General features: G+C 31.6%; 18 protein-coding genes and 1 other RNA gene. 13 read left to right on the top strand and 6 right to left on the bottom strand.

Annotation, left to right across the window (positions count from 1 at the left end):
• The first annotated feature begins 106 nt into the window (after positions 1-106).
• From DIS18_RS10495 to DIS18_RS10475, 5 genes are all read left to right on the top strand, one after another.
• Entirely contained in the window at positions 107-586 is a 480-nt protein-coding gene (locus DIS18_RS10495; RefSeq protein ID WP_109353013.1) for a hypothetical protein, read from the top strand.
• The gene (locus tag DIS18_RS10490) at positions 587-1141 is read left to right on the top strand and encodes an RNA polymerase sigma factor (RefSeq protein ID WP_109353012.1); all 555 of its coding nucleotides are present in this window, start codon (positions 587-589) and stop codon (positions 1139-1141) included.
• Positions 1131-1517: a DUF6768 family protein gene (locus DIS18_RS10485; protein WP_109353011.1), complete on the top strand. Its 387-nt coding sequence runs from the start codon at positions 1131-1133 to the stop codon at positions 1515-1517. Before DIS18_RS10490 ends, DIS18_RS10485 begins: the two co-directional genes overlap by 11 nt.
• 137 nt (positions 1518-1654) lie before the next feature.
• Positions 1655-2935, top strand: a complete 1281-nt coding sequence (gene rocD, locus DIS18_RS10480; RefSeq protein WP_109353010.1) for an ornithine--oxo-acid transaminase — start codon at positions 1655-1657, stop codon at positions 2933-2935.
• A 9-nt stretch (positions 2936-2944) separates the two neighbouring features.
• Positions 2945-3391: a DUF5362 family protein gene (locus DIS18_RS10475; protein ID WP_109353009.1), complete on the top strand. Its 447-nt coding sequence runs from the start codon at positions 2945-2947 to the stop codon at positions 3389-3391.
• Positions 3392-3446: 55 nt separating this feature from the next.
• On the opposite strand, the gene DIS18_RS10470 is transcribed toward DIS18_RS10475, so the two are convergent.
• The 3 genes from DIS18_RS10470 to DIS18_RS10460 all read right to left on the bottom strand — a co-directional run bounded on the left by DIS18_RS10470 (position 3447) and on the right by DIS18_RS10460 (position 5873).
• Positions 3447-3764 carry a CCC motif membrane protein gene (locus DIS18_RS10470; protein ID WP_109353008.1) on the bottom strand — a complete coding sequence of 106 codons (318 nt, stop codon included), beginning with the start codon at positions 3762-3764 and terminating at the stop codon, positions 3447-3449.
• Positions 3765-3774: 10 nt separating this feature from the next.
• Positions 3775-4050 carry a DUF2752 domain-containing protein gene (locus DIS18_RS10465; RefSeq protein WP_109353007.1) on the bottom strand — a complete coding sequence of 92 codons (276 nt, stop codon included), beginning with the start codon at positions 4048-4050 and terminating at the stop codon, positions 3775-3777.
• 74 nt (positions 4051-4124) lie between these two features.
• Entirely contained in the window at positions 4125-5873 is a 1749-nt protein-coding gene (locus DIS18_RS10460; protein WP_181364033.1) for a T9SS type A sorting domain-containing protein, read from the bottom strand.
• Between the two features lie 172 nt (positions 5874-6045).
• Here DIS18_RS10460 and DIS18_RS10455 point away from each other — a divergent pair, with 172 nt between their 5' ends.
• Positions 6046-6234 carry a hypothetical protein gene (locus DIS18_RS10455; protein WP_109353005.1) on the top strand — a complete coding sequence of 63 codons (189 nt, stop codon included), beginning with the start codon at positions 6046-6048 and terminating at the stop codon, positions 6232-6234.
• 2 nt (positions 6235-6236) lie between these two features.
• Entirely contained in the window at positions 6237-6800 is a 564-nt protein-coding gene (locus DIS18_RS10450) for a Smr/MutS family protein (protein ID WP_109353004.1), read from the top strand.
• Between the two features lie 9 nt (positions 6801-6809).
• Here the strand turns inward: DIS18_RS10450 and DIS18_RS10445 are convergent, their stop codons facing one another.
• Positions 6810-7751 (bottom strand): hypothetical protein, encoded by a 942-nt coding sequence (locus DIS18_RS10445; RefSeq protein WP_109353003.1) that lies wholly within the window; start codon positions 7749-7751, stop codon positions 6810-6812.
• 136 nt (positions 7752-7887) lie between these two features.
• Between DIS18_RS10445 and DIS18_RS10440 the strand changes: the two genes are divergently transcribed.
• Both DIS18_RS10440 and DIS18_RS10435 read left to right on the top strand, forming a co-directional pair.
• The gene (locus DIS18_RS10440) at positions 7888-9027 is read left to right on the top strand and encodes a cysteine desulfurase family protein (protein WP_109353002.1); all 1140 of its coding nucleotides are present in this window, start codon (positions 7888-7890) and stop codon (positions 9025-9027) included.
• Positions 9028-9136: 109 nt separating this feature from the next.
• Positions 9137-10591, top strand: coding sequence for a hypothetical protein (locus DIS18_RS10435; protein ID WP_109353001.1), 1455 nt, complete (start codon positions 9137-9139; stop codon positions 10589-10591).
• A 69-nt stretch (positions 10592-10660) separates the two neighbouring features.
• Here DIS18_RS10435 and DIS18_RS10430 read toward each other — a convergent pair whose 3' ends face one another.
• Together DIS18_RS10430 and DIS18_RS10425 are read right to left on the bottom strand one after the other, a co-directional pair.
• Complete coding sequence (locus DIS18_RS10430) at positions 10661-13120, bottom strand: TonB-dependent receptor (RefSeq protein WP_109353000.1); 2460 nt, start codon at positions 13118-13120, stop codon at positions 10661-10663.
• A 12-nt stretch (positions 13121-13132) separates the two neighbouring features.
• Positions 13133-14818 carry a M23 family metallopeptidase gene (locus DIS18_RS10425; protein ID WP_109352999.1) on the bottom strand — a complete coding sequence of 562 codons (1686 nt, stop codon included), beginning with the start codon at positions 14816-14818 and terminating at the stop codon, positions 13133-13135.
• A gap of 447 nt (positions 14819-15265) precedes the next feature.
• Between DIS18_RS10425 and DIS18_RS10420 the strand changes: the two genes are divergently transcribed.
• From DIS18_RS10420 to rny, 4 genes are all read left to right on the top strand, one after another.
• Positions 15266-15556: a hypothetical protein gene (locus DIS18_RS10420; RefSeq protein WP_109352998.1), complete on the top strand. Its 291-nt coding sequence runs from the start codon at positions 15266-15268 to the stop codon at positions 15554-15556.
• Between the two features lie 15 nt (positions 15557-15571).
• Complete coding sequence (locus DIS18_RS10415; RefSeq protein ID WP_109352997.1) at positions 15572-15859, top strand: cell division protein ZapA; 288 nt, start codon at positions 15572-15574, stop codon at positions 15857-15859.
• Between the two features lie 70 nt (positions 15860-15929).
• Positions 15930-16060, top strand: a non-coding RNA gene (ssrS, locus tag DIS18_RS10410) — 6S RNA.
• A gap of 59 nt (positions 16061-16119) precedes the next feature.
• Entirely contained in the window at positions 16120-17694 is a 1575-nt protein-coding gene (gene rny / locus DIS18_RS10405) for a ribonuclease Y (protein WP_109352996.1), read from the top strand.
• Positions 17695-17704: the final 10 nt, after the last annotated feature.

Raw genomic sequence — 17704 nt, 5'->3', positions numbered from 1 at the left:
GCAAAAATAATAATCGCAATAGATTAAATGTAGGTAAATAGAATTATCTTTAAAAAACTTCAAAATAAAATGAACCTTTTTAATTTTTTACCGTCTTTAAAGTAGAATGCAAGTTGTAAACATCCATAAAAGAACGATTAATCAACCCAAAGCTCAAGTTGTTACTTTGTTGAAAACACTATCAACAAAAAATGATAAAGTTTGGCCTAAGGATAGATGGCCAGCAATGCGATTTAAAAATGGATTAAAAGTAGGAGAGAAAGGCGGACATGGTATTATCGGATATGCAATTGAAACTTTTGAAATTGAAGAACGAATAGTGTTTAGGTTTTTGAAACCTAAAGGGTTTAATGGAATTCATAAATTTGAAATTGAAGCGATGGATGCTAAATCAACAGAGATTAAGCATAGCATCATTATGGAAACGGAAGGGTTGGCTACTTTTAAATGGATTTTTGTAATACGATGGTTGCATGATGCTTTAATTGAAAACGCTTTTGATACTGTTGAAAATAATTTTTTAGAGACTAAGAAATTTACAAAATGGTCTTTTTGGGTTCGTATTTGGAGGTATATTCTAAAATAAGTGAAGGGAAAAACATCAGATAAAGATTTAGTTATAGCATTTCAATCTGGGGATAAAAGTGCATTAAATCAATTGGTAAAACAATGGCATAAAACCTTTTGTGAAAAGGCTTATTGGTTGGTTAAAGATGCTGATGTTGCTAAAGATATTGCTCAAGATTCTTGGACTGTAATAATAAGAAGAATTGATGCTTTAAATAAACCAGAACGTTTTGGGAGTTGGGCATTACGCATTGTGTGCAATAATGCTATAGATTGGTTAAATAAAAATAAAAGGCAGCAAAAGCATAAAGAACAAATAAAACATGAACAAGAAACGGTTGCCATTCAAAAGCCTTTTGAGTCTAGCTCTGAAATAAAATTAAAACTGTTGGAAGTCTTTAAACAGTTACCTCAGCATCAACAAGTTGTTGTGAAACTGTTTTACACTGAATCCTATTCATTGAAAGAGATTAGTTCAATGCTTAATATTTCTGTAGGGACAGCAAAATCAAGATTATTTCACGCAAGAGAAAAATTAAAACAACTTTTAAAACATTATAATTATGAAAAATAATATGGAAGACATAGACAAATTAATAAAAGAAACGCTAACACAAGAAGAAGCTAAATTTTACGATGATTTAGATGAACAGAATGTATTGCAAATGATACTTGGATTATTCAAAGGGAAAAATAAGTGGATTATGTATATGATGAATTTCATGACTTTGGTATTCTTCGGTTTATTTATCTATTGCTTAGTGCAATTTTTTAATTCTGAAATTACTTTTGATATGATAAAATGGGCAACAGGAAGTCTTGTTTTTTTATTAGGAGTTAGTATGCTTAAAGTTTTTGCTTGGATGCAAATGGATAAAAATGCATTGTTACGTGAAATTAAACGTCTGGAAATACAAGTATCTTCGCTATCAGGAAGAATGTCTGAATAAGATTTTTTGAAGCAACTAATATTTATTAGCTTTGTACCTCCTAGGGATGATTTCTTTCCCACGCTGAATTTTCGACACTCTTCGAAAGGATAAAGGTAGATAAGGAATGGTTATTTATTAATTTAAAACAAATTAAAATGGCTGTTTTAGACCAATTAACTTCGCAACAAGCGATAGATTTAGAAAACAAGTACGGTGCACACAATTACCATCCATTACCTGTAGTATTAAACAGGGGAGAAGGTGTGTTTGTATGGGATGTAGAGGGGAAAAAGTATTATGATTTTTTATCTGCATATTCAGCAGTAAATCAAGGACATTGTCACCCTAAAATTGTTAATGCCATGACGCAACAAGCGCAAACATTAACACTAACCTCAAGAGCTTTCCATAACGATATGCTTGGTAAATATGAGAAATTCGCTTGCGAGTTTTTCGGGTTTGATAAACTTTTACCTATGAATACGGGAGCTGAAGCTGTAGAAACCGCTTTAAAGCTTTGTAGAAAATGGGCCTATGAGGTAAAAGGGATTGATGAAAATAAAGCTGAAATCATTGTTTGTGAAAACAATTTCCATGGAAGAACAACAACTATAATTTCATTTTCAAATGATCCTGTAGCGCGTAAAAACTTCGGACCTTACACTAATGGATTTATTAAAATTGAATATGATAATTTAATTGCTTTAGAAGAAGCGTTAAAGACTAATCCAAATGTAAGTGGTTTTTTAGTTGAACCAATTCAAGGAGAAGCTGGTGTTTATGTTCCTAGTAATGATTATTTAGTAAAAGCTAAAGCACTTTGTGAAAAACATAATGTGTTGTTTATAGCTGATGAGGTTCAAACTGGTATTGCTAGAACAGGCAGGTTATTGGCAACTTGCGGGAACTGTTCATGCGAAAGCAAAAATTGTGATAATTCACCAGAAGTAAAGCCAGATGTTTTAATTCTTGGAAAAGCCATTAGTGGAGGTGTGTATCCTGTTTCAGCGGTTTTAGCAAATGATCATGTTATGAACGTTATCAAACCAGGAAATCATGGAAGTACTTTTGGAGGAAATCCTATTGCAGCAGCAGTCGCCATTGCAGCACTTGAAGTTGTAAGAGATGAAAAACTAGCAGAAAATGCTTTTGAATTAGGGAACCTTTTTAGAAGTGAATTAAATAAATACATAGCAACTAGTAATATAGTTAACCTTGTTAGAGGAAAAGGCTTGCTAAACGCTATTGTAATTAATGACGATGAAGATAGTGATACGGCTTGGAATATTTGTTTAGCTTTACGCGATAATGGTTTGTTAGCTAAACCAACACATGGTAATATTATTCGTTTTGCACCACCTTTAGTGATGACAAAAGAGGAATTATTAGATTGTGTTGATATTATTAAAAAGACACTAAAACAATTTGAAAATTAAATAATTAATATGGAAGAAAAGTCAGCTTTTAAAAGCTTTGAGTTAGAAGTGAATAATGAAATTAAAGGATTTTTAAAGGAAATATCAAAGTGGGCTTATTTTTTATCCATACTTGGATTTGTTGGAATAGGACTAATGGTTACAGGAGGTATTGGAGTTAGCTTTTTTACTGGAATGAATCAATTTGGAGGAGACACTGCTTACGGATTAGGTTATTCTGCTGGGGTGGGGCTTTTTTACATCCTTTTTGCATTAATCTACTTTTTTCCATTGTTATACTTATTCAAGTTTGCTAAAAACATGAAAAGTGCTTTAAAGTCTGATAATAATGAAAACTTTAAAAGTGCTTTTTTGAATTTGAAATCGCATTATAAATTCATTGGCATTTTTACTATTGCTATTATTGGACTTTATGTTATTATTTTAATTGGAGCATTAGGTACTTCATTATTTTAGTACAAAATAGAATAAAAAAAGGCGACCATTTGGTCGCCTTTTAATAATAGTATTTTTATTGAGCTTGTTGTGCTTGTTCTATGGCCTCTTCAAACGTTCTTTGTAGTTCATCCCAGTCATTTGTTGCTAGAACATAAATAATTCTAATAAGCATTAGACCACTTATTATTGCAGAAACAAGAGCTACTGTTTTTGCTGTTTTCATAGCTTTTAAATCTCCTTCATAATCATCAGGATTTATTTCAGCATCTTTAACTTTATTATGAGCCATAATATATGCTGGTATTGATAAAACGGCACCTCCTAGGCAGCAACATACAAACCCCAATATAGATAGCACATAAATTAAAGTTGGATTGAGTTTTTTCTTCATTTTAAGAATTTTAATTGATTATTTTAATAAGATAACTTGTTATAATTGTAGCAACCGTTATAATAGCGAGTACTCCAATAATTTTATTCGAATGTTTAAATTTAAAGAAAATATTAATGCCAATACATATAAAAAGTGCAATTAAGCTGTAAATAGCTGGATACATATGGAATGCTGCAACAAATTCTCCTTGAAAAATTAATGCAATAGCCCGTTGCATACCACAGCCCATACACTCTATTCCTAGTAGTTTTTTATTTAAACACGGGAGCATATACTCTTCCATAAAATCTAAAAAAATGTGATTTGATTGAAAGCTAAAATACTAAAAGCTATTAAATGAACTAAATATGTTGTTTGCTATTTTTTATTATCAACAACAATTTTTTGAGTGAAGATTTTATAATCTTTTAATTCAATTTTAACAATATAAACACCAGAACTGATTGATTTTGTTGAATATGAATGTTTTCTTTTAGAAGACGAAATAACCTCATTCATAATTTGTTTACCAGAAATGTCGAATAATTTAAGAGATGTAATTTCAATATTATTTCTATTCAATAATTTAAGTTCTGATTTTCTGTTGTTTTGAAATATTTTTAAACCTTCGAAAGTTTCAACTGAATTATTTAATAGGTTTTTATTAAAAGTAATTTCAAAACGATCTATATATTCACCAATAGCTAGATTAATTTCAAAATTCTGATTTCTTAAATTAGTATACGTATCTATTTCTTTATCATGTAAATAGATAGGTTTTTCATTGTCAAAATATTGAATATCAGCAATTCTAATTGTAATCGGTTGGTCTTGATTTATTTTAATGGTTAGTGGAATAGGACTGTTTTCATCATATGGTAAGGCCTCAGCAATGTGGGAGTTACCATCAACAACCCAGTAAGCATCAGAACTTATAATATCAGTCTCACTTATTTTTGATTCTAAGCCATAATCAAAACCTTTTGAAGCAGAACTATGGAATGTTTGTACAAGTTGTCTTGTATAATTATTATTAAAATCAATATTTAGTCTAAAGCGTTTATAGTCATCTGGAATTTTTGAGAACATAGGTTCATTTTTCTCTTTCTTTCCTGTTCCTCTAAAAAATTCACTATTTGCTGCAGTTTCTCTTGTAAAATAACGATGCGCGTTTTTTGCTCTAACTACGTCATTCGCGGTACCTTCAACCATAAAACCTTGCCCAATGGGTATATAGCGTCTTGCGGTTTTACTTCCAGAACCAGTATTTGCAACATTGATTGAACCATCTCCATTATATGTGTTGAAAACTGCCGGCACAAATGTTTCTACACCAGCTGCATTTATGGTATAAGTAGCATAACCACCACTGTAATCTCTTATATAATGCGAGTTAGTTGAAAGATCTTGTTCCCAATAGTACAAAGTGCCAGTTATAGTACCTGCATTTTGAGTATCGTGAATATATGCTAAAGCATCCATTGCTGATGGGTATGGGTTGCCAACTAATGAGTATTGATTAGTTGCAACATTTACGGCTATGGTGCCATTGTTTGGTTTTCCTCTAAAATCATAACGTTGTGCATCACCAGAACCAATGGTGCCTTTCATGGTAAAGCCTTCTCCTGGGTTGATAGATGTATTGCCTTGAACATGAATCCATTCAGAGTAATCATCAGAGGCAATAAATTTCCAAACCCAATAAGGTTCTATGTTTAGAGGACTAGAAGTACCGTTGTAAGTTGATGAAGTTACAAAAGTTGCAGGTGTTGAGGTTATTAAACCAGTAACATCATTTAAGAATGAAATACCAAAAGGGTTGTTTATTGAATTGCTAGTTTTACTTCCAATAGGGGAACACCAATAGTTGTATTCATGTTCTCCTCCATTTGCTTCCTGATAAACACTTAATTCACCAATGCCCGAATTTCCAGTAGTTCCAGTTCCTTGAATAATTTGAGCTTCGTTTCTCAAATAAATAGTGCTAGTTGCTTCGTTAAGGTTAATATCGTCTTCAACAAAAACAACTTCATTATTTACAAAAATGTAAGCGCTATTTCTAACTGAAAGTTGAGAAAAACTTAGGCTTGTGGCTAATAGAAATAAAAAAAGTATTATTTTTTGCATAAAGTATGGGGACTTCAATACAGCAAATATACTATTTTTTCTATTTAATTTGCTCTTTGACGCTATAAAATGCATTTCGTCGATTATTTGTGATTCTTTTTTTGTGAAAAATTAAAGTTAAAAAAACTAATTTTTGATGTAATTTACTCTCTAAATTCTGTTTCTTTATAAGATGAAATATCTAAATTATATTTTAATTATTATTGGTGCATTTGTTGCTATGTATGCAAAAGTTGATGCGGATCAAAATAAGTATTTACTTATAGCTGGTATTGTAATGCTTATGATTGGTGTTTATAGAATATCAAAAACGATACCTAGTAGAAATGACAATGAGAATGACCAAAACTCTGATGTTTGATTATGAATTTTAAAACTGGAGACCATGTATTGGTTTTAGATGAAGATTTGTCTGGAGTGATAAAAGAAATTTCAGGGCATACTATTTCAATTGAAACTGAGGATGGGTTTTTAATTGATTACAATGCAAATGAGTTGGTTTTGAAAGCTAAAAAGGAATCTATTTCCTCTGAAATATTTTCAAACTCGAATATTAAAGATGTTGTTTCAGAAAAGGAAACACCCAAAAGAAAGCAACAAACTAAAAAGCGCGCTAAAGATAGATATGAGCCTACTATGGAAGTGGATTTGCATATCAATCAGTTAGTAAAATCTGCAAAGGGAATGAGTAACCATGAAATGCTTACCCTTCAATTAGATACAGCTAGACATAAATTGGATTTTGCAATTTCTAAGCGAATACAAAAAATCGTTTTTATACATGGTGTAGGGGAAGGTGTTTTAAAAATGGAGCTTGAATATTTATTTGGTAGATATAATAACGTTAAATATTATGATGCCAATTATCAAAAGTATGGTTTAGGCGCAACAGAAGTTTATATTTATCAAAATACGTCTTCAAACTAAACAATAGAATTAAGGAAAATCTGGCGTCTCAGTTCTGGTTGTAGAAGTTGAACTATCATCTAGAGTTCCGAAATCATAAATATCAAGAGATATTAAGGTTAAATCAAAATTTGTAACGTTAAGCGTTACGGTGTATGTTTCAGTAATTGTATGATCTCTATAAGCTACAGCAGCCGGAGCACCCAGATTAGCTACATCCTTATTTAAATAATCTGGACCAAACTCACTTATAGTAATATCGTTTGCAGGATTTTGATCTTGGCTATCATTTTCTTCATCTCTGGTATCTATCCCATCACCATCATCATCTGCATCTAAATAATCTGGTGTACCATCACCATCAGTATCTAAAGCATCACTTAAATCTCCATCACCATTCGGATCTGGGTCTTCATCTTTGGTTAAAATATTATCACCATCATCATCAGCATCAATATAATTTGGTAATCCATCACCATCAGTATCATCATCAGTTAAATCACCATTGCCATTTCTATCTTCTAAATCTGCTGTAATATCATCGTTATCATCTTCAACCAAAACAGTAGTAATTATTACTTGTCCACTAGTACTTACATCATCATTTTTTATGTTTACCTCAGAATTGGGTACAACGTTACAAAACAAATTATCTGGCAAAGTTGTATTACTATATGTTCTGTAATTTAATGGTGCTGAAGAAGAGATTGAAGTAGTGTTTTCATATTCACCATTCTCATCCACTTCAAAAATATCCTCTAAGTTTAAACCGTTAACTTGAACTGATATAGATTCTGAAGGGTCATTTTTTGTTTTGTAAAAAACCAAAGTACTTTGTCCTGTAGAAGTTTCACCAGAACAAACTTGAAAAGTATTTTCAAAATCTAATTCAAAATCAATAATATCTCCATCATCACAAGAGTTGAGAGGTACAAAGACTAAAACTAAGAAAACAAAAAATAACTTACGCATTGTATTTGGGTTTTAGGCAAAAATAATGGAATTGATAATTATAACGTAGCTTATTGATAATAATTTTATTTCAAGTATTTTTGAACTTTAAAATCGTTTAGATTTAAAGAAAGCTTTTGACCAAAAACATAACTCAATGAAATCAGTTTATTTTGATAATGCAGCTACTACACCTATGCGAGAAGAGGTGATTATTGCAATTACTGAAGTTATGAAAACTAATTTTGGTAACCCTTCATCTTCTCATAGCTATGGAAGAGCTTCAAAAGTAATTGTTGAAAAATCTAGAAATGCTATTGCAAGTTGTTTAAATGTCTCTGCAGGTGAAATTATATTTACTTCTGGAGGAACTGAAGCTGATAACTTGGTGCTAAAGAGTGTTGTAAAAGATTTGAAAATATCTCATGTTATAACTTCTAAAATTGAACACCATGCCATATTACATACTTTAGAAGCGCTTCAAAATGACAATGAATTAACAATTAGTTATGTAGATATTGATGCTAATGGTAACATAGATTATTCTCATTTAGAAACTTTATTGAAAACTGATGGAAAAATATTAGTGAGTTTGATGCATGTTAATAATGAAATTGGTACCATTTTAGATATTAAGCGTGTTTCAGATTTATGCAAATTTAATAATGCGCTTTTTCATAGTGACGCTGTTCAATCAGTGGGACATTATAAAATAGATTTGCAAGATATTCAAGTTGATTTTTTAGCAGCATCTGCACATAAATTTCATGGGCCTAAAGGTGTTGGTTTTACTTTTATTAGAAAAAATTCAGGCCTAAAACCTTTAATATTAGGGGGAGAACAAGAGCGTGGACTTCGTGCTGGTACAGAAAGCATTCATAATATAGTTGGGATGGATGTCGCATTAAAAATGGCTTATGATAATTTAGAGGAAGAGATGCATTATGTTAAAAGCCTAAAGCAATATTTTATTGATGAAATAAAGAGTACTATTCCCGACGCTAAATTTAATGGTTGTTCTGAAAGTAATGAAAGAAGTACTTATACTCTTGTTAATTTGTGTTTACCAATTCCACCAAAAAAAGCTGCTATGTTATTATTTCAATTAGATTTAAAAGGTATAGCATGTTCTAAAGGAAGTGCTTGCCAAAGTGGAAGTAGTCAAAAATCACATGTATTGTCAGAGATTTTAAATGATGAAGATTTAGAAAAACCATCCATTAGGTTTTCATTTAGTAAATTTAATACTAAAGAAGAAGTTGATTATGTTATCTCTGTTTTGAAGGAATTTATTTAATTATTCATATAAAAAATCATATTTAACCGACAAAATGTTTTTTATGTAGTATTTTTTTGTATTTTTGAATAAATAGTCTCTCACATTTTAATCCCAAATTAAAAATGTTATGAGATTTAATTGTTTTTTTTTATTTCTTTTAGTTTTACTAGCCTCCCAAGAAAATGTATACTCACAAGTTGGTATGGGTAATACAAACCCAGATCCCTCAGCCATTTTGGATATGACATCTACTACTCAAGGTGTTTTAACTCCTAGAATGTCTTCAGCTCAACGATTGCTAATTGCTTCTCCAGCTGATGGATTATTGGTATATGACACTGATGAGGGAGCCTTCTTTTATTATGAAAATAGTATTTGGAATAAATTACAAAGTGAAATTAGGGATAATTATAAATTAGTTAAAAATGTTTCTGATTTAGCTGAAGAACTTACAGCAGGAGGAGGAAGCACTTATTTACTTGATACGAATACTTTCTATGAGATTAATGGCACTATAGTTTTAGCAGCACCTATAGATATAAATGACTCTTATGTTTCTGGATTAGATGCAAACGAAGATATTTTAGTTCGTGCTGGAGGTGCAATCTTTACTGGTAGTACTGGAGGAAGTATTAGAAGCCTCACTTTAACAGCACCTGGAGGAAGTATTTTTGGATTAACAGGAAGTGGAGCAGAAACATTGGTGTTTCAAAATTGTATTATTGCAAATTCAGGAAGTGTTGGATCTATTTCTTCTTTTGGAGTAGTTTTTATGAATATTATTCAGCTAGTAAATAATACAACTGGAATTACATATACAAATATTGGCAATGTTTTATTAAGTAATGTAGCTTGGTTTGATACTAATGCAGGTACTTTTGAAACTTATGTGGGTACATTTGGGTTAATTGAAAAAATTAGTGGATTTTGTAAAGTGCCAGCAGGAGCAACTGGTGTTGATGTAAGTGCAGATCCTGATGTATCTCAAGGAACCATATTAAGTGTTCCTTTTTCAGGTCTTGGAACTTATGTTAATGGCTATACTATGTTAGGTGGCTCTTATCCGGGTTATTTTTTTGATAACGATTGGTATGTAAGTTGTCCAGGACTTCCTTTTGAAGCTGATTCGAATACCTCAGGGTATTATTATATGACTGGAAATACCACAGTTACAGATTTTGTTACTGCTGGTGCCGATACTCCTGTTAAAATTGCAGGAACAACAACCGCAACCAGTTTGTTTAGAACATCATCTGCAACTGATAATAGATTAGTATATAATGGAAAAAATACTCGTGAATTTGAAGTAATTTGTACAGGAACTGTAGATAATGATGCAAATTCTCCTAATGCAAGGGTATATGAGTTTTCTTTATTTAAAATCCCTAATGGAATGGCAGGTGCTGTTGTATCAGCGATATCTTCAGAGCGACGATTTTCAAATAACGATATAGGTAATTTTACGTTAATTGGTATTGTAAGTTTAGCACCAGGAGATGCTATAGAGGTGCATGGATCAGTTAACAATGTAGGAGGTACTCTTAATACTGTAGTTACAAGGTTAAGTGTGATATTAAAATAAACTTAATTGAATGTATTAATTTTCTTTGAGTTTATATTACTTAAAAACCTCTTATTAGTTTTTTTAATGTTAAAACTTCATCGTAGTCCTCACATTAAAAACTCTGGGAGTTAAAAAGTTAGGAATAGCTATTTGTCTTTTACTACTCACATCTCTTACCCAAGTATTTGTAATGGAATTTTGAACATCAAATATGTTGAAAATCTCAAAACCAAATGATAATTCTTTAAATGGTTTTTTCCACCCGTTATTAAACTGTTTTTTAGAATCTACTAAAACATATTGCAAACCAAAATCTGCACGTTTGTATGATGGTAATCTGTTTTGAAACTCATAAGGGTCAGCATAACTAGGTGAACCTCCTGGTAAACCCGTATTGAAAACTAAATTTAAATACATTTTTAGATTAGGCATATTAGGCACATAATCTTGAAATAATGCTGCAAATTTTAAACGCTGATCTGTAGGGCGAGATATAAAGCCTCTATTATTTATATTTTCTTCGGTTTTTAAATAACCAAAGCTAAACCACGATTCTGTTCCAGGAACAAACTCCCCATTTAATCGCATATCTAAACCATAAGCATAAGCTTCGGCGTTATTGTTTGCTCTGTATCGAATACGAACATTTTCAAGTGTATAAGCATTTACATCACTTAGGTTTTTATAGTAAATCTCAGAAGTTAATTTAAAAGGTCTGTCCCACATTTTGAAACTATAGTCGTTTCCTAATACCAAATGAAATGATTTTTGAGCTTTTACATCAGGTTGAACAACACCATTTCTATCTCGAAGTTCTCTATAGAAAGGTGGTTGGTAATACAAGCCTCCAGCAACTCTAAAAAGCATGTCTTTTTCCCAATTTGGTTTTATTGCAAATTGAGCACGTGGACTAAAAACCGTTTGATTTGATGATGAAATACCATCACCACTAACTGACCAGTTATGTAAACGAACACCAGCATTGTACCAAACATCACTTTCGCCTAAAGTACTACGCTTACTCCATTGGCCGTATGCCTGTATTCTATTAATCTGCGTGTTATTTGTAGCTCTAACGTTTTGAAAAGGTTCTAACGGGCCTACAAATGGCTCGTAAGGTTGTTCGTTAGGAGATGTTCTTGGTGGTCTTACTGAAAACCCTGCGGAATCTATAACTTCCCATTCAACCAACCTATCTCTAATATCTTCGTTTGTATATTTTACAGACCATTCAAATCTGTTATCATCAACTTTAAAATCCCCTTTATGTTCAATGTTAGTAATAAGCGCATCTAAATCGTTTCGACCATGATTAAGTTGACTTCCTATACCTTGACTAAATTCAACTTCACCTAAATTTTCATCACCTATATTACTGTTAACTTCACCTAATCTATATTGCGCCAGAATATCAAAGTACTCTTCTTCTGTAGTATGATATGTTGAAGCTATTAAGTGAAGCGTTAAATCATCATTTGCAAAGTAAGATCCTTTAAAAGCGCCAAATAAGGTTTGGTAACGGTCTTTTTCTTGCCCTTGATAAAACACTAATAAAGCCACAGGATCACTTAGTGTTCCAAAATTAGTTTGACGAGTTTGTGGTTCAAAATTGTATTTGTTTATTGAAGCACTTCCTAAAAAACTTAAATGGAATTTATTAGTAAACTTATAAGTGAAATACCCTTGGGCATCAGCAAATGTTGGTCTAAAATTAGTTTCAGTTTCTTTTGCATTAACCAATAAACTGTTATCTCGATATCTTAGTCCTACAATTCCTGTGAATTTAGAATCTTTACTTATGTTTTCAACAGAAAGACTTCCTCCAAGTAAGCTAGCATCAGCATTTACTTCAAATTGATAAGGGTTTTTATAAGTAATATCTAGAACAGATGATAACTTATCACCATACTTTGCTTGAAAACCTCCAGCTGAAAAATCTACATTCTGAACTAGATTTGTATTCACAAAACTTAAACCCTCTTGCTGACCAGAGCGTACTAAAAACGGACGATACACTTCAATACCATTTACATAAACTAAATTCTCGTCATAATTTCCACCACGTACAGAATATTGGGTGCTCAATTCGTTATTGTTGCTAACTCCTGGAAGTGTTAGTAGTAAATTTTCAACTCCAGCATTAGCACCAGGAATCTTTCTAATTACAGCTGGTTTTATAGTAATAATACCTTCAACTTCTTTTTTTCTATTGCTGTTTACAACAACGGTAGCTATTTGCTCAATAGACTTGCTCATCACAGGATTAAACTCAAACTCCTCACCGTTTTTTAAATTAAACGTGCTTACTATTTTTTTATGAGCTATATGTGTAAATTCAATGGTAATATCAGTATTTACAGGAATGTTAATACTATAAAAGCCATTAGCATTTGTAACTGCGCCATTGTTCTGAGCTTTTATGTTTACTTTATCAATGGGTTTGTTATTCTCGTCTAGAATAATTCCTTTTATGGTTGCATTTTGTGCAAAACTTAAGGTTAAGACTGAAAGAAGTAAAAAAGTGGTTAGTAGTAGTTTTGCCTTCAAAAGTGTAAAAGTTTATTTTCTGTAAAATAACGTTTCAAAAGTAGAATTATTTCCAACATTATCAGTAACAATTACTTTTAAATTGTTTTTGGTGTCTGTTATAACGCTATCATTAAAATCGTGAGTTAGTGTTTTTGTTTTGTAATCGTACTCCATTAAAATCCACTTTCCATTAATGGTGGCTCTGTAATTTGATATTCCAGATTCTTCATCATTAATTTTTATTTTTAAGTATCTGTACTTGCTTAACCATTGTTTGCTTTTAAAGTTTGCAGCAGAAATAGTTGGTTTTACAGTATCCATGGCTAGGGCATAAGTCCCTAGTTTTTTTGTATTAGCTATTAATGATTGGTCTTTTCTCTTGGTGTATGTATAAGAAGGGTATTTTTTGTAACCTATTAATCTAGCTATGTAAAGTTTGTTTTTATCTTCATTTGAATATTTACTAACATCGTAAGTTATAGAGAAACTTTTTTTTGCAGCTTTAACATCTTTATGAAGTTTTAACGTATCATTTTTTACTTCAAAATCTAAATAGAAATCTTCGTAAAACGTGTCTTTATAAAAATCAACAGAAACGATACCTTTTTTTAAATTGATTGTTTGGTCTGCTTTAATAAAGTAAGGTGTAATGGCTTTTCTATCTGGTTTTACTTTATTGTTTTTTGTGCCCTTAATGTGAACAGTAACCCAAGATTCGTTGTTTTTAAAGTCGGCAACTCTGATTTTATAGACCGAGTAAGTACTGTCTTCAATTTTAATGATGCCATCATTAAGTGTAGATTTAAAAAGACTTAAAGGATTGTTTTTTCTGAATAATTTTTGAATACGCTGTTTTTTTGTTGAAAAATGTTCGTAGTCAATAAGTTGGTTGATGTGTTTAGTTTCGTCAAATGAAAAACGTTTAAAATCGATTTCAAAATTTCTGCTTCCATTAACAAATGTCTGAATATTGTAAACACCATTAGAGTTTGCAGCTAAATCTTGCCTATCGTATGTGCCTATAGCAAATCCTATGTTTCCTATAGCTTCAATGTTTTCAGCATTATAATCGCCGTTTTTTAAAGGTGTTAATCGTATTTTTTGTTTTGTATTCTTTGAATTAATAAATGAATTTTCATCCAAAGGATATGCATAAACAGATTTGATTATGGGGTTACTAGTGTCTTTAATATCAATACCAAAAAGCATTGGATTCATAGGACGCTCTTGCTTGTCTCTAATTTCAAAATGTAAATGCGGACCACCAGAACCACCAGAATTTCCGCTATAAGCTACAAGATTGTCTTTTAAAACTGGTAAATCTTCCGCTTTAGGGAAGAGTTCAATTTCATAAGACTCATTTTCATATTGCTTTGCTTTTATATAAGCTTCTATATCTGGCGAAAACTTACTTAAATGCGCATAAACTGTTGTGTAACCATTTGGATGAGTTATGTATAGGGCTTTACCGTAACCATAATGTGCAATTTTAATTCTACTAACAAAACCACTGGCAGCAGCTTTTACTTTTAGTCCCGTACGTTGTTGCGTTTTTATATCTAAACCAGAATGAAAATGGTTGGAACGTAATTCTGCAAACGTACCAGATAATATTAAAGGTACATCAAGCGGATTGCTAAAATAATCTTGTGGATAATTATTTTGAGCATCTAAAAAACAAGAAAAAACTAGAAAGAGGGACAGTATAAATCGCATATAAATGTATTAAGGCTAAAATATTAATTTGATATGAAAGCGCAAAGAATAAAACAAAAATCAAGCCATGTTAGTAAAACTCAATTTTAGGAAGCCTAAAAGGCGAACTTAAAATTGTTTAGTTGAACTCATCCCGAATTTATTTCGGGAATTTTGGTAAAAATAACTTGTGAGCTATATGTGAATTAGTAAAATTAGGTGTTTGCAAAAGGGCTGAGTGCTTTGATAAGGTTTATAAGTTGGCAGATTTGTCCGCGTTAGGGATTGCAGAGAAAAGCCCACAGCGGAGGCACAGAGCGAGGACTTGTAACGGAAAGCCCGACCCCTTGTGGGTAACGCCCAAATATTTATAGATGGAACCCTAGACTAAATGAAATTTTATGAAAAAACAATTGTAATTTATGGCTAGGTATGTTAACTTTGTGAGATAAGTATTGAATTTTGTAAATGAGTAATATTGAAGATATTGTAGATTCGTTAGAAAACAAGATTAGTAAAGTATTACACAAACTAGAGCTTTTAAAGCTTGCTAATTTGAAATTAAATGAAGAATTAGAGGTTTCAAAGCAAGAAAATTTGACTCAGAAAAAGCATATTGCTAATTGGGAAGAAAAATATGATGCTCTTAAAATGGCAAATACAATACTTGGTAGTGACGATAATAAAAGAGAAACTAAGCTTAAAATAAACGCCTTAATTAGAGATATTGATCATTGTATTGCTCAACTCGCTGATTAAAGCTAATTAAACTCAATGTCAGAAAAGCTTAAAATAAAGCTATCTATAGCCAACAGAGTGTATCCTTTAACAATTGAGTCAAGTCAAGAAGAGGGATTGCGTAAAGCGGCTAAAAAGATTGAGGCTATGATAAAGCAATTTGAGCAAAGTTATTCTGTTCGAGATAAACAAGATGTTTTGGCTATGTGTGCCTTACAGTTTGCATCTCAAGTTGAGCAGAAGTCTATTGATAAAACAAATGTTAACGAGCATGTAGAAGAAAAACTTAGTGCTTTAAATGATTTGTTACAATCACATATATAGTTTCTTAAATAAAAAACGTTCTTTAAAATACATAAAAGTTACTGCCTACATTGGTTATTTTTTTTGATAAACTCAACGTTAATTCTTTAAAAAGGGTGAGTTTAAGTTGTAAAAGCATGCTGCTAGTGCTGAATTTATTTTCAGTATCTCGAGCAGATCCTTGATCAGCTTGTTAGCCCTAAACTTGTTTTTAAGGAGTTTATACAAAACTTTATACTGGTGTAGGCTTTTTTTATATATACAAATCAACTAAACAAACGATGGACAACTCAATTATATTTGCAGTAGGAGGTGTTATATTAGGAGTCATAATAGGCTTTATAATAGCAAAAACACTAGAGAAAAATAATGCTTCAAAATTAGTAAAAGAAGCAAAAAGAAGTGCAGCTTCAATACTTAAAGAAGCAAAAAGCGAAGGGGAAACGCTTAAAAAAGACAAAATTCTTCAGGCTAAAGAAAAGTTTATAGAACTTAAGTCTGAGCATGAAAAGGTGATTTTATCTCGTGACAAAAAAATGGCTGAAGCCGAAAAGCGAACGCGTGATAAAGAGTCTCAAATTTCTAACGAATTAGCAAAAAATAAAAAACTTAATGAGAATCTAGAAAGTAAAATTAAAAATTACGATCATAGACTTGATGTTCTAGAAAAGAAACAAGATCAAGTTGATAAACTACACAAAAGTCAAGTACAACAATTAGAGGTTATTTCTAGTCTTTCTGCAGAAGAAGCTAAAGAGCAATTGGTTGAATCTTTAAAAGGTGAAGCTAAGAATGATGCTATGGCTTACATCCAGAGCTCTTTAGAAGAAGCAAAACTAACTGCAGAACAAGATGCTAAAAAAATTATTATAAATACGATTCAACGTATTGGAACAGAGGAAGCAGTTGATAATTGTGTATCTGTATTTAATATTGAATCTGATGATGTTAAAGGGCGCATTATTGGTCGTGAAGGAAGAAACATAAGAGCTATTGAAGCAGCTACTGGTGTTGAAATAATTGTTGATGACACTCCAGAAGCCATTATTTTATCTTGTTTTGATTCTGTACGAAGAGAAGTAGCACGTTTATCATTACATAAATTGGTAACTGACGGAAGAATACATCCAGCACGTATTGAGGAAATTGTTAAGAAGACTCAAAAACAAATAGAACAAGAAATTATAGAAGTTGGTAAGCGTACGGTTATTGATTTAGGGATTCATAATTTAAATCCTGAATTAATTAAGATGGTAGGTAGAATGAAATACCGTTCGTCTTACGGACAAAACTTATTACAACACTCCCGTGAAGTAGCTAAACTTTGTGGTGTAATGGCAGCAGAATTAGGGTTGAATCCTAAATTAGCTAAACGAGCAGGTTTATTACATGATATTGGAAAAGTGCCAGATGCTGAAGCAGATATGGAAACGCCTCACGCTATATTAGGTATGCAATGGGCAGAGAAACATGGTGAAAAACCAGATGTTTGTAATGCTATTGGAGCGCACCATGATGAAATTGAAATGAAATCATTATTAGCGCCAATAATACAAGTATGTGATGCTATTTCTGGAGCAAGACCAGGAGCAAGACGTCAAGTTTTAGATAGTTATATACAACGTTTAAAAGATTTAGAAGATATTGCTTTTGGGTTTAACGGTGTTAAAAAAGCTTATGCAATTCAAGCTGGTAGAGAGTTACGTGTTATTGTAGAAAGTGAAAAAGTAAATGATGATGTTGCAGCAGATTTATCATTTAATATTTCTCAAAAAATCCAAACGGATATGACATATCCAGGACAAGTGAAAGTAACTGTAATTAGAGAAACAAGAGCAGTTAATATTGCAAAGTAATAAATTCTTG

This window comes from Algibacter marinivivus (assembly GCF_003143755.1).
GTDB lineage: Bacteria > Bacteroidota > Bacteroidia > Flavobacteriales > Flavobacteriaceae > Algibacter_B > Algibacter_B marinivivus.
This window is presented reverse-complemented; position numbering and strand designations above follow the sequence as displayed.

Coding starts and splice junctions, on each gene's coding strand:
- DIS18_RS10495 (WP_109353013.1), top strand. CDS start 107: ATGCAAGTTGTAAACATCCATAAAAGAACGATTAATCAACCCAAAGCT.
- DIS18_RS10485 (WP_109353011.1), top strand. CDS start 1,131: ATGAAAAATAATATGGAAGACATAGACAAATTAATAAAAGAAACGCTA.
- rocD (WP_109353010.1), top strand. CDS start 1,655: ATGGCTGTTTTAGACCAATTAACTTCGCAACAAGCGATAGATTTAGAA.
- DIS18_RS10475 (WP_109353009.1), top strand. CDS start 2,945: ATGGAAGAAAAGTCAGCTTTTAAAAGCTTTGAGTTAGAAGTGAATAAT.
- DIS18_RS10470 (WP_109353008.1), bottom strand. CDS start 3,764: ATGAAGAAAAAACTCAATCCAACTTTAATTTATGTGCTATCTATATTG.
- DIS18_RS10465 (WP_109353007.1), bottom strand. CDS start 4,050: ATGGAAGAGTATATGCTCCCGTGTTTAAATAAAAAACTACTAGGAATA.
- DIS18_RS10460 (WP_181364033.1), bottom strand. CDS start 5,873: ATGCAAAAAATAATACTTTTTTTATTTCTATTAGCCACAAGCCTAAGT.
- DIS18_RS10455 (WP_109353005.1), top strand. CDS start 6,046: ATGAAATATCTAAATTATATTTTAATTATTATTGGTGCATTTGTTGCT.
- DIS18_RS10450 (WP_109353004.1), top strand. CDS start 6,237: ATGAATTTTAAAACTGGAGACCATGTATTGGTTTTAGATGAAGATTTG.
- DIS18_RS10445 (WP_109353003.1), bottom strand. CDS start 7,751: ATGCGTAAGTTATTTTTTGTTTTCTTAGTTTTAGTCTTTGTACCTCTC.
- DIS18_RS10440 (WP_109353002.1), top strand. CDS start 7,888: ATGAAATCAGTTTATTTTGATAATGCAGCTACTACACCTATGCGAGAA.
- DIS18_RS10435 (WP_109353001.1), top strand. CDS start 9,137: ATGAGATTTAATTGTTTTTTTTTATTTCTTTTAGTTTTACTAGCCTCC.
- DIS18_RS10425 (WP_109352999.1), bottom strand. CDS start 14,818: ATGCGATTTATACTGTCCCTCTTTCTAGTTTTTTCTTGTTTTTTAGAT.
- DIS18_RS10420 (WP_109352998.1), top strand. CDS start 15,266: ATGAGTAATATTGAAGATATTGTAGATTCGTTAGAAAACAAGATTAGT.
- DIS18_RS10415 (WP_109352997.1), top strand. CDS start 15,572: ATGTCAGAAAAGCTTAAAATAAAGCTATCTATAGCCAACAGAGTGTAT.
- rny (WP_109352996.1), top strand. CDS start 16,120: ATGGACAACTCAATTATATTTGCAGTAGGAGGTGTTATATTAGGAGTC.